15 protein-coding genes are annotated in these 16,418 nt (G+C 35.7%); 11 read left to right on the forward strand and 4 right to left on the reverse strand.

The window, feature by feature from the left end; all coding sequences use genetic code 11:
- Nucleotides 1-102: 102 nt before the first annotated feature.
- The 4 genes from IPJ83_16315 to IPJ83_16330 all read right to left on the reverse strand — a co-directional run bounded on the left by IPJ83_16315 (nt 103) and on the right by IPJ83_16330 (nt 5,603).
- Nucleotides 103-2,307 carry an outer membrane beta-barrel protein gene (locus tag IPJ83_16315; protein MBK7882098.1) on the reverse strand — a complete coding sequence of 735 codons (2,205 nt, stop codon included), beginning with the start codon at nt 2,305-2,307 and terminating at the stop codon, nt 103-105.
- A 25-nt stretch (nt 2,308-2,332) separates the two neighbouring features.
- Nucleotides 2,333-2,551, reverse strand: a complete 219-nt coding sequence (locus IPJ83_16320; GenBank protein MBK7882099.1) for a hypothetical protein — start codon at nt 2,549-2,551, stop codon at nt 2,333-2,335.
- Between the two features lie 359 nt (nt 2,552-2,910).
- Nucleotides 2,911-3,549, reverse strand: coding sequence for a response regulator transcription factor (locus IPJ83_16325; protein MBK7882100.1), 639 nt, complete (start codon nt 3,547-3,549; stop codon nt 2,911-2,913).
- A 2-nt stretch (nt 3,550-3,551) separates the two neighbouring features.
- The gene (locus IPJ83_16330; protein ID MBK7882101.1) at nt 3,552-5,603 is read right to left on the reverse strand and encodes a hypothetical protein; all 2,052 of its coding nucleotides are present in this window, start codon (nt 5,601-5,603) and stop codon (nt 3,552-3,554) included.
- 145 nt (nt 5,604-5,748) lie between these two features.
- Between IPJ83_16330 and IPJ83_16335 the strand changes: the two genes are divergently transcribed.
- The 11 genes from IPJ83_16335 (at nt 5,749) to IPJ83_16385 (ending at nt 16,387) form a co-directional block, all read left to right on the forward strand.
- Entirely contained in the window at nt 5,749-6,918 is a 1,170-nt protein-coding gene (locus tag IPJ83_16335; protein MBK7882102.1) for a T9SS type A sorting domain-containing protein, read from the forward strand.
- A 99-nt stretch (nt 6,919-7,017) separates the two neighbouring features.
- Nucleotides 7,018-8,199, forward strand: coding sequence for a T9SS type A sorting domain-containing protein (locus tag IPJ83_16340; GenBank protein ID MBK7882103.1), 1,182 nt, complete (start codon nt 7,018-7,020; stop codon nt 8,197-8,199).
- A 553-nt stretch (nt 8,200-8,752) separates the two neighbouring features.
- Entirely contained in the window at nt 8,753-9,259 is a 507-nt protein-coding gene (locus IPJ83_16345) for a nuclear transport factor 2 family protein (protein MBK7882104.1), read from the forward strand.
- Nucleotides 9,260-10,173: 914 nt separating this feature from the next.
- The gene (locus tag IPJ83_16350; GenBank protein ID MBK7882105.1) at nt 10,174-10,662 is read left to right on the forward strand and encodes a DUF1905 domain-containing protein; all 489 of its coding nucleotides are present in this window, start codon (nt 10,174-10,176) and stop codon (nt 10,660-10,662) included.
- A 92-nt stretch (nt 10,663-10,754) separates the two neighbouring features.
- Entirely contained in the window at nt 10,755-11,375 is a 621-nt protein-coding gene (locus tag IPJ83_16355; protein MBK7882106.1) for a dihydrofolate reductase family protein, read from the forward strand.
- Nucleotides 11,376-11,528: 153 nt separating this feature from the next.
- The gene (locus IPJ83_16360) at nt 11,529-12,341 is read left to right on the forward strand and encodes an alpha/beta hydrolase (protein ID MBK7882107.1); all 813 of its coding nucleotides are present in this window, start codon (nt 11,529-11,531) and stop codon (nt 12,339-12,341) included.
- A 6-nt stretch (nt 12,342-12,347) separates the two neighbouring features.
- Nucleotides 12,348-12,716 carry a nuclear transport factor 2 family protein gene (locus IPJ83_16365; GenBank protein ID MBK7882108.1) on the forward strand — a complete coding sequence of 123 codons (369 nt, stop codon included), beginning with the start codon at nt 12,348-12,350 and terminating at the stop codon, nt 12,714-12,716.
- 634 nt (nt 12,717-13,350) lie between these two features.
- Entirely contained in the window at nt 13,351-14,067 is a 717-nt protein-coding gene (locus tag IPJ83_16370; GenBank protein MBK7882109.1) for a helix-turn-helix transcriptional regulator, read from the forward strand.
- Between the two features lie 92 nt (nt 14,068-14,159).
- On the forward strand, nt 14,160-14,861 hold the full coding sequence (locus IPJ83_16375) for a hypothetical protein (GenBank protein MBK7882110.1): 702 nt from the start codon (nt 14,160-14,162) through the stop codon (nt 14,859-14,861).
- A 9-nt stretch (nt 14,862-14,870) separates the two neighbouring features.
- Nucleotides 14,871-15,407 carry a hypothetical protein gene (locus IPJ83_16380; GenBank protein ID MBK7882111.1) on the forward strand — a complete coding sequence of 179 codons (537 nt, stop codon included), beginning with the start codon at nt 14,871-14,873 and terminating at the stop codon, nt 15,405-15,407.
- The gene (locus IPJ83_16385) at nt 15,404-16,387 is read left to right on the forward strand and encodes a c-type cytochrome (protein MBK7882112.1); all 984 of its coding nucleotides are present in this window, start codon (nt 15,404-15,406) and stop codon (nt 16,385-16,387) included. Before IPJ83_16380 ends, IPJ83_16385 begins: the two co-directional genes overlap by 4 nt.
- The last annotated feature ends 31 nt before the right edge of the window (nt 16,388-16,418 follow it).

Here is a 16,418-nt window from a genome sequence, read left to right on the forward strand (position 1 = left end):
TCAACAAGAAGTAAATATTTTTCGACCAATTCTTCCAAACAGCCGATAAATAAATTCCGCTGAATACTACCGAATTCCTCATTATAACCATACAGGACCCCATTAACTCTTGACCCTATTCTGTTCACTTTCAGACCCCGTGCTTTTATGCTGTGGTTTTTCAGTGCTGGATTTACCAAAACGATAAGAAAAAGACAAAGAAACAGATCTTGTATCTAATCTACTGTTCCAATCCGCAGTTGTATTTCTAAGGTTATTTATTATGCCATCAGCCCTTCTGGTGTACAAAATATCACTCACCCCTAATTTAAGGCTACCCTTCTCTTTTAATATCTTTTTCTGAAGGGAAAAGTTCAAAGTACCAAAACTTTTGATAAGCAGTTGTGCATAAACAATGTCACTCTGATAATCACCACGGATGTCGGCGTTCCAACCCTTGTTGAATTGAAAACTATTGTTCATTGAAACTACATAATAAGTCCCCTCTGCACTCAGTTGTTGAGCATACAAATCACTCTTGAAAATCTGATGTCCCAACTCCAGATACATATTTATCCGATACCATTTGTAAAGTGATCTGGAGGCGTCTATAGACAATGAAATGGCATCATTGGTGGAGATATTTCCCGGACGACTGTAATAGATGCTGTCTTTAATTTCAAGAGTCTCGTTGATCCCATCCGTCGTAATGGAATAATTGAGGGAGGTGTTTATGAAATTTTTATAAGAATAAGACAAGGAAAAATTGCTTGAATAAGTCGGTAAAAGATTAGGGTTTCCGCTGTAAAAAGTAAACTTATCCAAGGGGCTGATAAATGGGTTCAGGTCTTGAAAAAAAGGTCTGTCAATTCTACGGCCAAATGAAAATCCCCAATTATGATGCCCGGATGCATCAGCTTGCCAGGAAGCATAAAAAGTGGGAAAAAGATTTGCATAAGTTCTTGTAAAACTGGTATCGGTTTTTTCAACATTCCCCAATTGATTCCCTTTTAAGCTGGTTGTTTCAGCCCGCAATCCAAACTGCATCCCTACACGATTGAAATTTCTGGAGTAATTAAGATACGCAGCATGAATCCATTCCTTGTAAAGGAACCTGTTGCTCAAATTGTAGTCCGGAACAGTAACATTCTTTATGGTATTTGAATATATGGCTTCGTTGTCGGTTTCCGTGAAGGCAGATTTTACGCCAAGTTCCAGTTTAGATAACTTACTTATGGGTTTACTAAAATCAAACTTAACTGCATAGATTTTTATATCAGAAGGGATATTCCCATTGATTTGATCTTGATAATCCAGCATGCCAGATGAATTGTAAAGATAGTTTTTGAAAAGCTGTTCGCTAAGGGAATGGTAGGTCACATAATCTGCATCCATGGATAAGGAAGTACCAAACGTGTCCAACTGTTGTTTATAATAGATGTTGAATGTGGCATTGTCAAAATTGCTCTCTGTAGTGTTTTCCGCAACAACGCGTTGGATTAAAGCGGATTGGTCATCCCTTACATAAGCCACATTATTTGTTTGATCACCGGTAGGATTGAAAAGACCTCTTGCTGATATACCTAAAGTTGCATTATTGGTTACATAATAATCAAGTCCAATTTTAGCATTGGCGGACCGGCCATCTTTGACAATAAATGAATTTTGTGCAAAGGATGAGGTATGCATGTTCAAATCATTTCTGTAATATCTGTTGATGTTCAAATCCTGAAAACTATTTCTTACTCCTGCATTGATATTTGCAAAAACGCTGATTTTATTTTGATTAAAATTAAGATTAAGACTGTTATTGCTTCTGGTGTATTGGCCTTGCTGTACACTCAAAACTGTATTGCCATGGAATCCTAAAATTTTGGTTCTTTTGGTAATGATATTGATTACTCCGGAATTTCCGGCCGCTTCATATTTTGCAGGAGGGTTGGTCATGATTTCTATTTGCTTAAATGAGCTTGCGGGTAGTGATTTCAGATAATTTTCCAGCTCCTGACCTGAGAGGTAGCTAGGTTTGTTATCTATAAAAACAGCAACTCCGGACTTCCCCTTTAACCTGATGCCTCCATTTTGGTCCAGGGTAATCCCCGGTGTGAGTTCCAGTAGTTCAAGCGCATTGCCAGCGGTAGCGGATAAGATTCCATCTACATTAACTACTATCCGGTCGATTTTTCGTTCAATGAAGGGTACTTTTGCGGTAACGGCAACTTCTTCCAATGGATGAAAATCCGCAATTAATATAATGTCCTTTAATTCAATTTGGCTTTGATTCCCATTGACCTGTAAATTTTGCCTATGGGGTTTAAAGCCAATCATACGGACATGCAAAACATAGCTTCCTTCAAGGTACTGAACTTAATTCAAAACTGCCATCCAGGTCAGTGTAATCGGATAGGATTGAAGAATCCTTCTGTTCGATGGATAGGGATACCAATGCAAGGTCTATGGACTTGGAATCTGCATCCACAATTTTCCCACTGATGGAATAAGAGTTTTGAGCCGAAATTGCACAGGAAGTTATCTGTAAAAAAATTAAACAAATTTTAAGTTTAAATATCATAATTAAAATTTAAAGATTGGAAACGGCAGGATTTAAAAATATTCGGGATACATCGACTCAGGTTCCATATCATCCGAGCCTACAAGGAATAAGGAAGCCACCAATATATAATACCCCACGAATCTTGATTTATTGTACATTCAAACATGCAAAGGTAGCTCCAGTCTGTAGATCAAGTTTATCCAAAACTGCTAAAAATATATACGATTACCTAATCTAATCTTTTACAATGTTTTGCTATAAAATTAAGCAATTCAATAATCTAATCTTCTACAGGTTACATTGAGATAAAATATTAGCTTAAAAAAAACAGGCAGATCTTTCAACTTATTTAATAAGATCAGCTAAAAAATCTAGTTCTATTTAAGCTTCATCAAATCTCTGAGCTTCTTAATTGCAGTTGTTCTGGTATTTACATCCAACCGCATATAGGCATTGTTGATGTGACGTTTCAAAGTGTTGATGGAAATAAACAATTCCTGACTAATTTGTTGGTTAGTTTTTCCACCATATATCAATTGCAGCACCTCAAATTCTCTTTGTGAAAGAGGGCTATGAATAGACAAATTAATTCTATCCAGGTTCAAATCCACGTTCTTTAGATTATTGAATCCCGCGAAATTAGCCAGGGAAATCTCAAGTGTTGTCAGTAAGGTTTTCTCATGGAACGGTTTTACCAGATATCCTGAAGGCTGAACCTGTTTGGCACGATCAAGGGTATTCTTATCTGAGTAAGAGCTCAAGAATACAAAAGGGATACCCAATTTTTGATGAATGTACCCTGCCAAATCTATTCCATCCTGATTTCCATCGAGATTGATATCCAATAAAACAATATCCGGTTTGGCCACATTCAATTTGAGCAATCCTTCCTCATAATCATAAGCGATTCCAGCCACTTCGTAATCGTTGTTGTTCAGATACATGGCGAGGTTTTCCGCGATGAGGGGTTCATCTTCTACAATGAGTACGCGTACTTTATAATTGATTTCCTCCATTGCTATCTTCTGGTAAATTGAATCTGTACTTGCGTTCCCTGAAATCTATTCAAATCCATTTTTCCCTTTAACTTTTGAACAAATGCCCGGATCATTTTATATCCAAAACTGCTGTTGCTGGCTATATCTATTCCATCCGGAATGCCGATTCCATCGTCAGAAATTCCCAGATGAATTTTTTCATGTGATTCTTTCAAACTAACCTGAATGTTACCACCTCCGACATTATAAAATGCATATTTCAAAGCATTGGTCACCAATTCATTAATGATCATGCCTATCGAGACTACCGTATCCATATGCAATTGTATAGGATCCACATCTACATGAATTTTGACCTCTTCACCATCTTTTTGATAAGCTGTTCTCAAATGATCCACCAGATTTTGAATATAGTTAGGCATGTCTACCATATTTAAACCAGAAGATGCATATAAATTTTGATGTATAAATGCCATGGATTGAACGCGATGTTTGCTTTCCATCAATAGATTCTGGTAACCGTTATCCTGTGCGTAATTGGATTGCAAATCCAGCAAACTTGAAATCACTTGCAGATTGTTTTTAACCCGATGGTGAACTTCCTTATTTACAAATTCCAAATCTTTGGTTTGTCGAAGGATTATGGCATTTTTTTCCTTTTGCTTTCTAAGTAAAAATAAAACCATCAAAGACAACCCCGCCAGAAGCAAGATACCAAACCATAAAATGGTTTGAAAATTCCGTTCATCCACAAGGGTTGCTTTCCTTAAATCATTCTCACGAACCAGAGATTGACTCAATGCCCTTTCTTGTTGAAGTTGCTGACTTTGTAACGCTTGCTCCCGAGTTACGGCTTCATGCAATTGATGTTCTTGTTTTAAGGTATAGTCTTTAAGTTGATTCTCTCTTCTTAGTCCATCCCGTAGCAACAATTCCCGTCTGATTCGTTCCTCTTTAAGTTGATTCTGTAATTTAAGATAATCTATTTCCCGATCCCGGATATTTACTTCGGAATTTAATTCAATTGCTTGAGCCAGGTTTTTATTCTCCTTACTGGAATAACTGTTGCTGTTATGATTCAAGTATTTGGTTAATTCATAAGCTTTGTGCACATTACCCTTTCTGTAATAAGCTTCTGCAAGATTTGACTTTATGTAATAATCTATGAACGGAGTAAACCCTTGATGCGATAATGCTTCAGCCTTCTCATATTCCACCAGTGAAGCTTCTTCTGATTTTACAGCCATGGCATAATTTCCTTTCAATACGTGTAGGCGGACTTTAAAAAAATCTTCCTTTGGTTTGTCCTCGGCCTTTTCCACATCTTGTAATATGTTCTGTAGATTGGCGTAGTCCTTACATATGTAATAGAAATTTGCCAGCTCAAGTCTGGCTTCATATATGGCAGGAATATTTTTTTTCATTTGGGCCAAATCAATACTTTGGTTTATAAAAAAAAGAGCAGAGTCCAATCGTTCAAGAGAAAGGTAAATTCTGCCAAGAGCCAAAGTATTTTTCTGCATTGCAGAAATTTTGTTCAATTTGGAGAACAATGAGAGGGATCGCCGATAAAAGTGTATTGCCTTTTCAGGTTTACTGATTTTATCAAAAACCTGGGCCAAATCTTCCTGCAATTCAGCCATCAACTCTTCCTCATGATTAGATTTCGCCAGTTCCAAGGCAGATCTGATCTTGGTGGTGGAACTAAAAAATCGTCCATTTTTAAAATCAATTCCGGCCAATAATTTCAAAGCCAGAGCTTCGGTATACGGATCCGATTTCTTGACCAGTGAGTCCAGCAATTGTGCAGCCTTTTCCGTGTTGCCCAATTCAATCATGGCCTGTGCTTTATACACTTGGCATAAATTTGCAAGAGTATCGAATTTACTTTGATGATAATTGAATCTCCAGTTTTCTATTACATCCAGTACATTGTCCGGCTTATTATCCAATAGCTCAGACAAATCCATAACTAACCGGTCCCGATCAAGCGGAGAAAATTGTTCCTGAGCTTTCAGGGAAAGAGAGAATAGACAATAAATGATTAGAAAGACTCGCAAGATGGTTTCCATATTTTTTACGCGTTCAAAGATAGGATTTGGCGGTTGGAAAGCAATAACCCTTTAGGGTGAATTTAAATTGAATAAATGAAATCACCCTTATGGGTGAAAGACAAGTAATGGCTTGCTCATAAATTTGTTCAACAAATTATTAAATATGAAAGGAATAATTACCATCGGAATTTTACTTATTGCCATTCTACAATCCAACAGTCAGAGACGATTTGATGTACAATTTATGGTAGATGGGAGAATGCGGGAGAGCATTATTGTGTTACCCAGTACTGCACCTCCTTCCGGAGGATATCCAGTTGTATTTATGTTGCATGGCACAAGCGGGGATGGATTGAAATTTTATAATATATCCGGATGGAAAGAACTAGGAGAAGAAGAAAATTTTATTACGGTTTTTCCTTCCGCTTTAAGTTGGTGCTTTGTAGAGGATGGAATAGAGAAGCATCTTACGAGATGGGTAAATGGTACTGTTTTGGATCATCCTTGCTCCGGTCCTCCACAAGAATATGTGGACGATGTTAATTTTTTAAAAGTGCTTGCAAAGCGGATTGCAGATACCTTTCCTGTTAATCAAAAAATGATATTCAGTTCAGGATTTTCCAATGGCTGCTCAATGATTCATAAACTGGCAATTGATGCCGGTGATGTATTTGCGGCAGTTGCAGGAACGAGTTCACCACTGGCTGCCGGAGATTCCAGTTGGCCAGTTAACAGAATTCCTGTTTGGTTTATGCTGGGTACGCTGGATGATGGTTTTATAGTTCCTCCATTTACTGAGCTTCCTTTCGGTGGTGATTCCATTTTGAGTTATTTGAAATACCCACTGAACAGAGCATTGGTTTGTCAGGGACTAAGTAATGAATTTACTAAAACTGAAAAGGACAGTTCCCACACCTATAGGTTTACAAAAAATTTACCCGGTGAAATTTCCAAACCTTATTTTTTCACCTTATTAAAAGGTATGACGCATGAATATCCTAATGGTGAGAATTATCCTGTGAGTGCGCCAAGAATTTTTTGGGAATTTTTTAAGAACTCAGTAACTGTAAACACAGAACACCCCAGGAACATTTCAAATAAAATTCTTGCCCTTCCAAATCCTTCAAATGATCTAATAGAAATTTCCATTCCTGAACATTATGTAACCTTTCCATGGGGTGTATTTGATGCTTATGGCAGACTGCGCTTGACTGGACATCAAACACAAGGTCAGGTGATACAATTTCGGAAATCGGATTTAGGCGTTGGTCTTTATATTTTTCAAGCAAGTATAAAGGATAAAACAATTTCTCAAAAAATTATTTTCCAATAAATATTTCCAATATCAGGTAGTTAGATCGCCTTCCGTTGAATCACAATTTAACTGGCATTTATTTAATAATAATATTTGATTTCACATAATTTAAAAGAAATGAAACAACATTTAAAAATAATCTTGACTTTTATCTTATTAGTACACTCCTATAATTTTTATGCTCAACAAAGGATCGATGCAACAACGTTCATCAATGAAGAATTACGTGAATTTGTAATCTTCAGGCCTTCCGGTAACATACCTTCGGGAGGTTACCCATTGGTTTTTATGCTCCATGGTAGCAATCAGAGCGGACCACAATTCTATAATATATCAGGATGGAAGGAAGTCGCCGAGAAAGAAAAATTTCTCGTAGTTTTTCCCACTGCTTCGATCTATTGCACCACTGAAGGGGTTCAAACAAAATGGAGTCATGGAAATACCCTTTCTATACTTTGTCCAGGTGATACCCTAAGAGATGATATTCCTTTTTTTTATAAAATGTTGGATACGATTTCAGCTATCATACCAATAAATACAAAAAAAATATATGCTTCCGGGTTTTCAGGTGGTGGCACGATGGTCCCGAAATTAACTATTGAAATGCCAGGTGTATTTGCAGCAGTTGGGTGCGGAAGTGGTAATCTTGATGAAAGAGATATTAAACCAATGAACCCAAAAGTTCCTACTTGGGCTATAAGAGGTACTCATGATCACAATTTTATAGATAGGTTGGGAAGACCCTGTCCATTTAACGACACGGCAGTTGCAGTAAATTCGAATAACCTTTCCAGCCACCTTATTGCCATGGGTTTGAGCTGGAATTATTCCAAAGACTCAAATGCCTACTATATCCACTATACTTTTACAGATCCCCTGCCGGGTGAAACAAAGGCCTTCTTCAGATGGAGTATCTTTTATGGCTTAGAACATGAATACTTCAATGGTACCAACTACCTTAATCAATTGCCAAATCCACCAATTGAAGCGGAATTGTTTTGGGAATTTTTTAAAACTGTCTCCCTGATCAATTCAACAGAAAATAGCCAGCAACAATCAGGAATCACCATTTATCCAAACCCCTCTTCTGAATCGATTACTATTATCAATTCGGGAGACGCAGATGGGAATCCACAGATGCTGAGATTATACAACATGAACGGGCAGCTACTTTATCAAAAATTTGTTATGTCTAATGAAGAAGTTGTCATTAATAAATCCTTCGTCGGTAGCGGAATTTTCATCCTTCAAATGGTTTCCGGGAGTAAGAAAATAGTACATAAAATCATTTTTAATTAAAATAATTCTATAATTTGCAATGCATATATTAGATTTTATTCCAAGTCAAAGAAATTCGATTTTCGGTCCCGCCTGGTTGATGCAATTATATAAACCAGTATATCCAATGATGTTCCCCTGTGAATACAAACTCATTCCAAGTTATTGATTCATTTTTGGTTCCAAATTGTTATGTAAAATTTCTGGATATCAGTTTTTCTTGTATGTCAATATTTGATGGTGGTTCCTTGTGTTTGTAAATATTCCTCCAAACAAATATACACAAATGCTTTCTTCAGATCAGCTTGAATTTTAGTTGGAGGTGATCAGATTAGATATAGCAGGCATACTACAACTAAATAGAAGACACAAATATTTAATCCAAGAATTCCAAATTCTTTAGACTCCATTAGGTTTACCAGCTAATTGCATTAGTAAGACCGGTTACCACCATATTGATAAAATCCAATTTTTACTTATTTTTACCACCAAAGCGGAATTATAAACTCTTTGGCAAAAACCAGATAGCATTATAAAATGTATGATATCATTGTAAATACCTAAAAACAACATAATGAAACAAACTAAAAAGCGAGCATCTTTGACCCGACAAGCAATCCTTCTTTTTATCTTCATTGCCATCTTTTCGTGTCAAGAATACACAACGATGACCAAAGATGATAAAGCAAGAATTGAGTTGGATGTACGCCAGACATTAAGTAATTATTACGACGACATCAGAAAATCAGGACTGACTGCAGAATTTAATTACCTCGACCATTCACCGGATTTCTTTTGGGTTCCTCCAGGGTATTCAAGTTGTATATCTTACGACAGTGTTGTTCATGTTTTAGAAGAGAATGCACCCAAATTTAAATCCATTGATAATTCTTTTGAATCTTTAAGAATTGTTCCATTGAGTAATGACATTGCAACATACACGGGACGACAACATTCAATGATGACTGACTCAAATGGAAAAATAATGACCTTCCAACTTGTGGAAACAGGTGTTTTGATCAAACGGAAAGCTGGATGGAAACTATTAAGTGGTCAAACTACCATTTTAAATCAAAAATAAAATAATATCTGAAGTGTTAAAAAATGGTGACCAATGTATTGTTGTGGGCGGAACACATAAGGGAAGTCAGGCATCATACAAGACTTAAGAACCAGCAAGACAGGACACATTACATTAACCGTTTTACAAAAGGATGGTACGCGCTTTAAAACACTTGGTAAAAATGTAGTGCTATCGCAATGAGGCATTTTAATTCAATACAGTCACCATTAAAATTTTACCAAGCAAAGGGAATTTAAAAGAAATTGCATTTAAGTTGACTATAAAGTAAATATTTAGTCTGAAAAAGGAAAATCTTACTTCAAATGCAAGAATATAAAACCAAGTAATTACAAAGTAAAACTGAGTCTCATGCTGTCTGACATATGTGAATCAGTGCCCATTTTAGTTATTTCATTTATTCTATCCTTAAAAACATATATTCCTTGAAATCCGAATAATTTAACCAGGTAAAATTGTAGGATATAGTCCACATAAAATTACGAATATTTTATAGAATTGCAAATGGTTTCTCTGGTTGTTTTCCAGCTATTCTACTAAGTTAACAAAGGATTTAGAATCCATTTAAGTTAAGCGCTCCTTTAACTAAATCCATAAAATATATCCTATTAAAAATTTTCAATAAGCATAACCATTTAGTATACTTAAGAATTCTCTCCATTTACCTGAAATTATTAAATTTGTACTAAAGATAATCTCGAAAATGAATGTCCATGAATACAGAATCGATAACCACATGAACTACTACACCATATGTTATTCAGACTTTCCTTTCTTTCTGAATAAGATAAATGCATTTCTTGATCTGTGTATACACAATGATACTTTCTTTATTCCGGATCATCATAATGATTCATTTCGCATGTGTGTATTCATCCAGCAGTCTATACTATTTATAACCAAGTGACTCTTGTATGGAATTAGAAAAGCCTTTGGTAGACCGTGAATACACGCTGGAAAAGTTTCCCGGAAAAGGAGGCTGGACATATGCAGTCATACCGGAAATTCTGCAAAACAAACATTCCCCTTTTGGTTGGGTTAAAGTAAAAGGTCGAATTGACCACTTTGAGATCAAGAATTACAAATTAATGCCAATGGGTAACGGTAGCCTTTTTTTACCTGTCAAAGCTGAAATAAGGAAATTAATTGGAAAAAAAGCAGGCGACCGGGTTAAAGTTATTTTATATGCAGATCATGCGCCAACAGAAATACCGGAAGAATTTTTAACTTGCTTAAAGGAAGAAAAGAATGCTTACGAAACCTTCTTAACTTATACGGACGGACAAAGAAAAGAATTCATAGATTGGATTTATTCCGCTAAAACAGACGACACCAAAGTCGCGAGAATCCTGGAAACTCTGAACAAACTCAATAAAAAAGAAAAACTGCGAGACAATAAATGAGCACATAGTAAGTTCAGCAGGTACAAAAATATTACTTCAGCCTATTTGTACAATAATAGAATATTAACTTTGACCCCAATAAATAAAATCTCATGAGCAAAATTATCTTCGACAGCGGAATTTCATTGGATGGATTTTTCGCAGGGGACAACAGAAGTCCAGACAATCCTATGGGGGGCGTTTCAGGGGAAATTCACAAATGGATGTTTAAACAAAAAGCTTTTTGGAAACACATTAAAATGGAAGGTGGCGAAGAATATGGCGCAGACAGTAAGCTCATTGAAGATGTTTTCGCAAGAACAGGTTCCTACATTATGGGAAAAAGAATGTTTGAAGAAGGGGAAGTCCATTGGCCGGAAGATTTATATCAGGCCGATGTTTATGTGTTGACACATGAAAAACGGGAACCCTGGATTCAAAAAGGAACAACAGTCTTTTATTTCATTAATGATGGTATATATAGTGCATTGGAAAAAGCAAGAAAATCAGCCAATGGCAAAGTTATAAGAATACAGGGAGGTGCAAATATTATTCAACAATTCCTCAATGCCGGGCTTGTGGACGAGTTTTTCATTCACATCGCTCCCGTTTTTCTTGGAAGCGGTATTCGTCTTTTTGACTGTATAAAAAAAGACATTTATGATATTCAAATTGCAGAGGTAATCCCATCCAATTATACCACTCACCTGAGATATAAATTAACAAGAAAATAAAAACAAACAGCCCCAAAAGTGGACCACTAAAAGGAGGATCTATTTGATATATACACATAAAACATGAATAATATTATTACTTATTTAGCATTAACCATATTGAATCTAACCTTGTGTCCTAACAAAATTGAAAAGAAAATAAACGGTATGGAGATGATCGCGAATGACAGTTTGATTTTAAAAAAAGCTTATTCCGAAGTAAATGGATTGAGCATGTATTATGAAATATACGGACAAGGCAAACCCATTGTATTAATCCACGGGGGTGGCTCAACCATACAGACAAGTTTTGAAAAAATCATTCCATTGCTTGCTCAAAAAAGAATGGTAATTGCCATGGAATTACAAGCTCATGGAAGAACCAATGACCGAAACGCTGACCTTACATTTGAACAAGATGCGGACGATGTGGCTGCCCTTCTCAAAAATTTAAATATTGACCAATCTGATTTTCTCGGTTTCAGCAATGGAGGAACAACTGCAATGCAAATTGCCATTCGTCATCCTTCTTTAGTGGATAAACTGATTTTAGCTTCAGCACTTGCCAAAAGAAATGGCGTACCGGAATGGTTTTGGGATTTTATGTCACAAGCTAAATTGGAAAATATGCCTGAACAACTAAAAGAAAGTTACAAAAAAGTGGCAAAAGACCCGAACGGACTAAAAGTTATGCATGACAGAGATGCTAAAAGAATGGTAAATTTCAAAAACATTCCGGACGAGCAAATTAAATCTATCCAAGCATCTACTTTAATTATCATAGCTGACAAAGACATAATCACACCAGAACACGCCATAGAATTGCATAGACAAATTGCCAATTCTGAATTAGCCATCATTCCAGGTTCACACGGGCAATATATCGGAGAGGTAACAACCATAACTCCTGACTTTAAAGAAAGCGATCTGGTCTTTCCCATGATTGAAAAATTTCTGACTAAAACAACAGAAAAGAAGAAGAATTAAGATCTTATGTCAAAAAGAGAAATCGCAGAAAACTTTCTGATGCTTGCTTCAAAAGGAGAATCACACAAAGCTTTTGAATTATTCGTAGCCGACAATTTTATACACCATAATGCATACTTTAAAGGAGACAGACTTACTTTAATGACTGCCATGGAAGAAAATGCGTTAAAAAATCCCAACAAGATTTTTGAAATCCAAAGATCTTTGGAGGATGGAAATTTAGTTGCTGTTCATTCTCGTGTGCAATTGAAACATGGCAATATAGAAATCGCGGTTATTCATATTTTTAAATTTGACCAAGACAAAATCGCAGAACTTTGGGACTTCGGACAAGCTGTTCCTGCCGACATCGTAAACGAAAATGGGATGTTTTAAACTACTTAAATTACATAAAGACAACAAAAACGTAATGCGGAAATTTAACGATATAGCTTAATGTTTCAATTCATAAAGGGGTATACGGATCAAAATCCAAATGGAGGTTAATCCTTTGAATATGTTGTTTCCAAAATCCTTGGTAAAGTACTCACGCATCCAGGAGAAATAGCCTTTTAATCCATTATAATTTAAACTGAAATAAAAGAGAATAAACTCATTGTAGATAAAAATTACCAATGACCACCATAACAAAATACAAAATATTTTCACAAAGTGTTAGAATTTTAAAATCTATACCGTTCAAATTATAAAAATGAACACCCAGGTTAATTGCATTAAATAGAAACACCTAGCCTGTCCTACATTTTTCATAGTACGAAATGGATAAAAAAAGTATACTCTCCTTATTTAAATCATTCAGATTTTTACTTAACTTTACCTCTGTATCCGAAGTTTAAGCTCATTGGCTAAACTATCGGGTACTATACTAAAAAGTTATACGAAAGGCAAAAAATACCGATAACGGCAGTCACAAATGACCAACCATGCGTACATATATTTTCCTTCTGATGAAAAGGAAAGGTATTTTATCAAAAGCATTTGGAGACTACAGGAATATAATATTCTTGAAATGAAAGAAACAATATTGCCTAAAGGGACAGTTGAAATAATCTTTAATCTTTCAGACAGTATCACTTACATTAACCATGCCTTGGATATTAAGAAGACATTGCCTTACTGCTTTATTAACGGCATCAATTTTAAGCCATTCAATCTAATTAAAAGCGGACAACAATTATTTTTAGGCATTCAATTAAATGCCATAGGGCTAAAAGGGTTGTTTAATGTAACAGTGCAGGAATTCAACAATAACGTTGTGGAGAGTTCGGAGGTTTGCAAATCACTCAATACATTATTCCATCAATTGAGTTTGATGAAAACATTTAAAGAACAAGTGGAAACTATAAGAAATTGGCTACACCAGAAAATTTCAAAATCAAAACATTATAAAGGTATAGATCATTTTCACAACTTGTTTTATAAACAAAAATTAAATGAACTTAAAGTAAAGGAATTCTGCCACAGTATACCAATTTCAGACCGTCAATTAAGGCGTCTGTCAACGGAGTGGTTGGGAATGAATTTGGAAACATTTTTACTCTACAATAAATATCTTTTCTCTTTGCATTTACTGCACACTTCAGATTTATCCCTTACACAAATTGGACTGGAGGCGGGGTATTATGACCAATCTCATTTTATCAGAGAATTTAAATCTTATACTGACCTCACACCCAAAGAATATCAGAAATCCATTAAAGGACTGCCAGGACATATTATCAGATAATTTAAAAAATGTCCGAATTATACAATTTTTAACAGGCATCTCTTTCCAATATTTGCTATAATTATTAACCGTCCATAAAATACTTCTGGCAAATGGAAGATAAACATTATTACAAAAATTCAGTGGCTTGGATTACAATAGTATCCGGTGTAGTTGGATTTATCAGCTACCTATTAGTCGCTGGTTCCGTGGGTTTCAACTTTGAATTTTTTTCTAATCCTATCCTGATTTTTTCCCTACCGGGTGTGGATATCGGAATGCTCAGATGGAGCATGATTGCAGACATTTTCGGATATTATTTATTGCTATTGCCTGTGTTGTTTTTTATTCATGAATGGCTTTCGGGTAAAACACCATGGCGAAATCTGATTACCTTTTGCGGAACATCATATATACTGGCAGGGGCCATTGGCGCATCGATTCTTGCTGCTACATGGCCTTCATTACTGTCAAAGTTCCACATTTCTTCCACCGACCAACAAGAGACCATCAAATTGATATTTGAATCTTTTTCAGTAATGGTTGGAAACGGTATATGGAATCTGTTTGATACAATTGTATGTGGTGTTTGGATGACAGGTATAGGAATTTTAATCAAGAAAGAGAATTCCTATATGGGATGGTTTACGATGTTGGTAGGTATAATTTCATTATTGGATGGTTTAGGAAATATCCTGGAAATAAAATCCATATCTGATACCGCCCTTAACCTGTATCTTGTTCTTGCCCCCCTTTGGGCTATTATTATTGGCCTTTTGATTTTAAATAAAAAAATATTTATATCCTATAAATAATCTTGTAAAATGAATATTCAAAAAGAAACCAAACTTCTGTTAATGATTATGGCTGTTGGCTATAGCATTAATTTTCTCTTTGGATTAACAGGCTCCTTCTTTTCTCAAAACAGTTATCCCCAAATGACTCTATGGCAAGTTGGCGACTCTATGGCCATAATGGCCAGTGTGTTGGCAAACAGGTATATTGGAAGTAGGGGCCAAAATATTGCTGCGGCCGGTTTTACGCTGTTTGGAATCGCTTATGGTGTATCCTTCGCATCCAGTGCAATCAATGCCGTTAACGAAGAAAAAATGGCTACAATTATCTTGCCCTTAGTTCCTGCATTGTTTCTAATAAGTTTCTGTAAAATTTTCCCAGTATGGTTGCGTGTTGGTTCCCTTTTGGTTTGTGTGCCGTTTTTCTTTATGTATAAAAATGTAATTCAGGGAACCTATAGCTATGATAACCTTTCCAATACATTGGCATATTCAGGTATACAATTAATTGGCGTATTCTGGAGCATTTACATTTTTAAAGACTATAATAAACAAATCACCTTATGAAAAGACTTTTGAAAATATTCGCTTATATTTTTTGTGTAATATTATTGCTGTTTGCATTACTACTCATTTATGTAAAAAACATGTTACCTGCCGTTGGTAATCCTCCTGAAATAAAAGTTGAAATGAGTCCAGAAAACATCGAACGCGGATACTATTTGGCAAATCATGTTATGGTGTGTATGGATTGTCATTCAAAAAGGGATTGGACATTATTTTCAGGTCCAATTATTGCAGGGACTGAAGGGCAAGGGGGGGAAGTCTTTGATCAGAAAACCGGGTTTCCAGGTAAATATATTTCAAGCAATATTACCCCTTACAACCTAGGTAAATGGTCTGATGGAGAAATTTTCAGAGCTATAACAACAGGTGTTTCAAAAGATGGAAGAGCTTTATTTTCAATTATGCCCTATCATAATTTCGGTCAATTGGATGTGGATGATATCGCTGCTGTAATTGCATATATCAGAAGTATAGAACCCATAAAAAATGAACCTGAAAAATCAAGCTCAGACTTTCCGATGAATTTCATTATAAACACCCTTCCAAAGAAATCGGAGTTTAAAAAAATTCCATCAAAATCTGATGTCGTTAGCTATGGAAAGTATATGGTTACTTCTGCAGGATGCATGGATTGCCACACCAAACAAGAAAAAGGCAAATTTGTTGGAGAAGTATTTGCTGGAGGATTCGAATTTATGTTACCAGATGGTTCCGGTTCTATTGTAAGATCTTCTAATCTAACACCCGACAAGACAACAGGAATCGGAAATTGGACAAAGGAACAATTTATAACTCGATTTAAAATGTATTCAGATAGTTCTTACAAACATATAATTGTGAAATCGGGCGAATTTCAAACGCCAATGCCATGGACAATGTATACTGGCATGACAACAGATGACTTAGCGGCCATTTATGAATATCTACACAATTTAAAACCAGTAGAGAACTCAATAGTTAAATTTTCTATGTCGAAATAATGTTAGCCATTCTTTGCCACAAAGCTGACAT

The organism is Candidatus Vicinibacter proximus, from assembly GCA_016713905.1.
Taxonomy (GTDB): Bacteria; Bacteroidota; Bacteroidia; order Chitinophagales; family Saprospiraceae; genus Vicinibacter; species Vicinibacter proximus.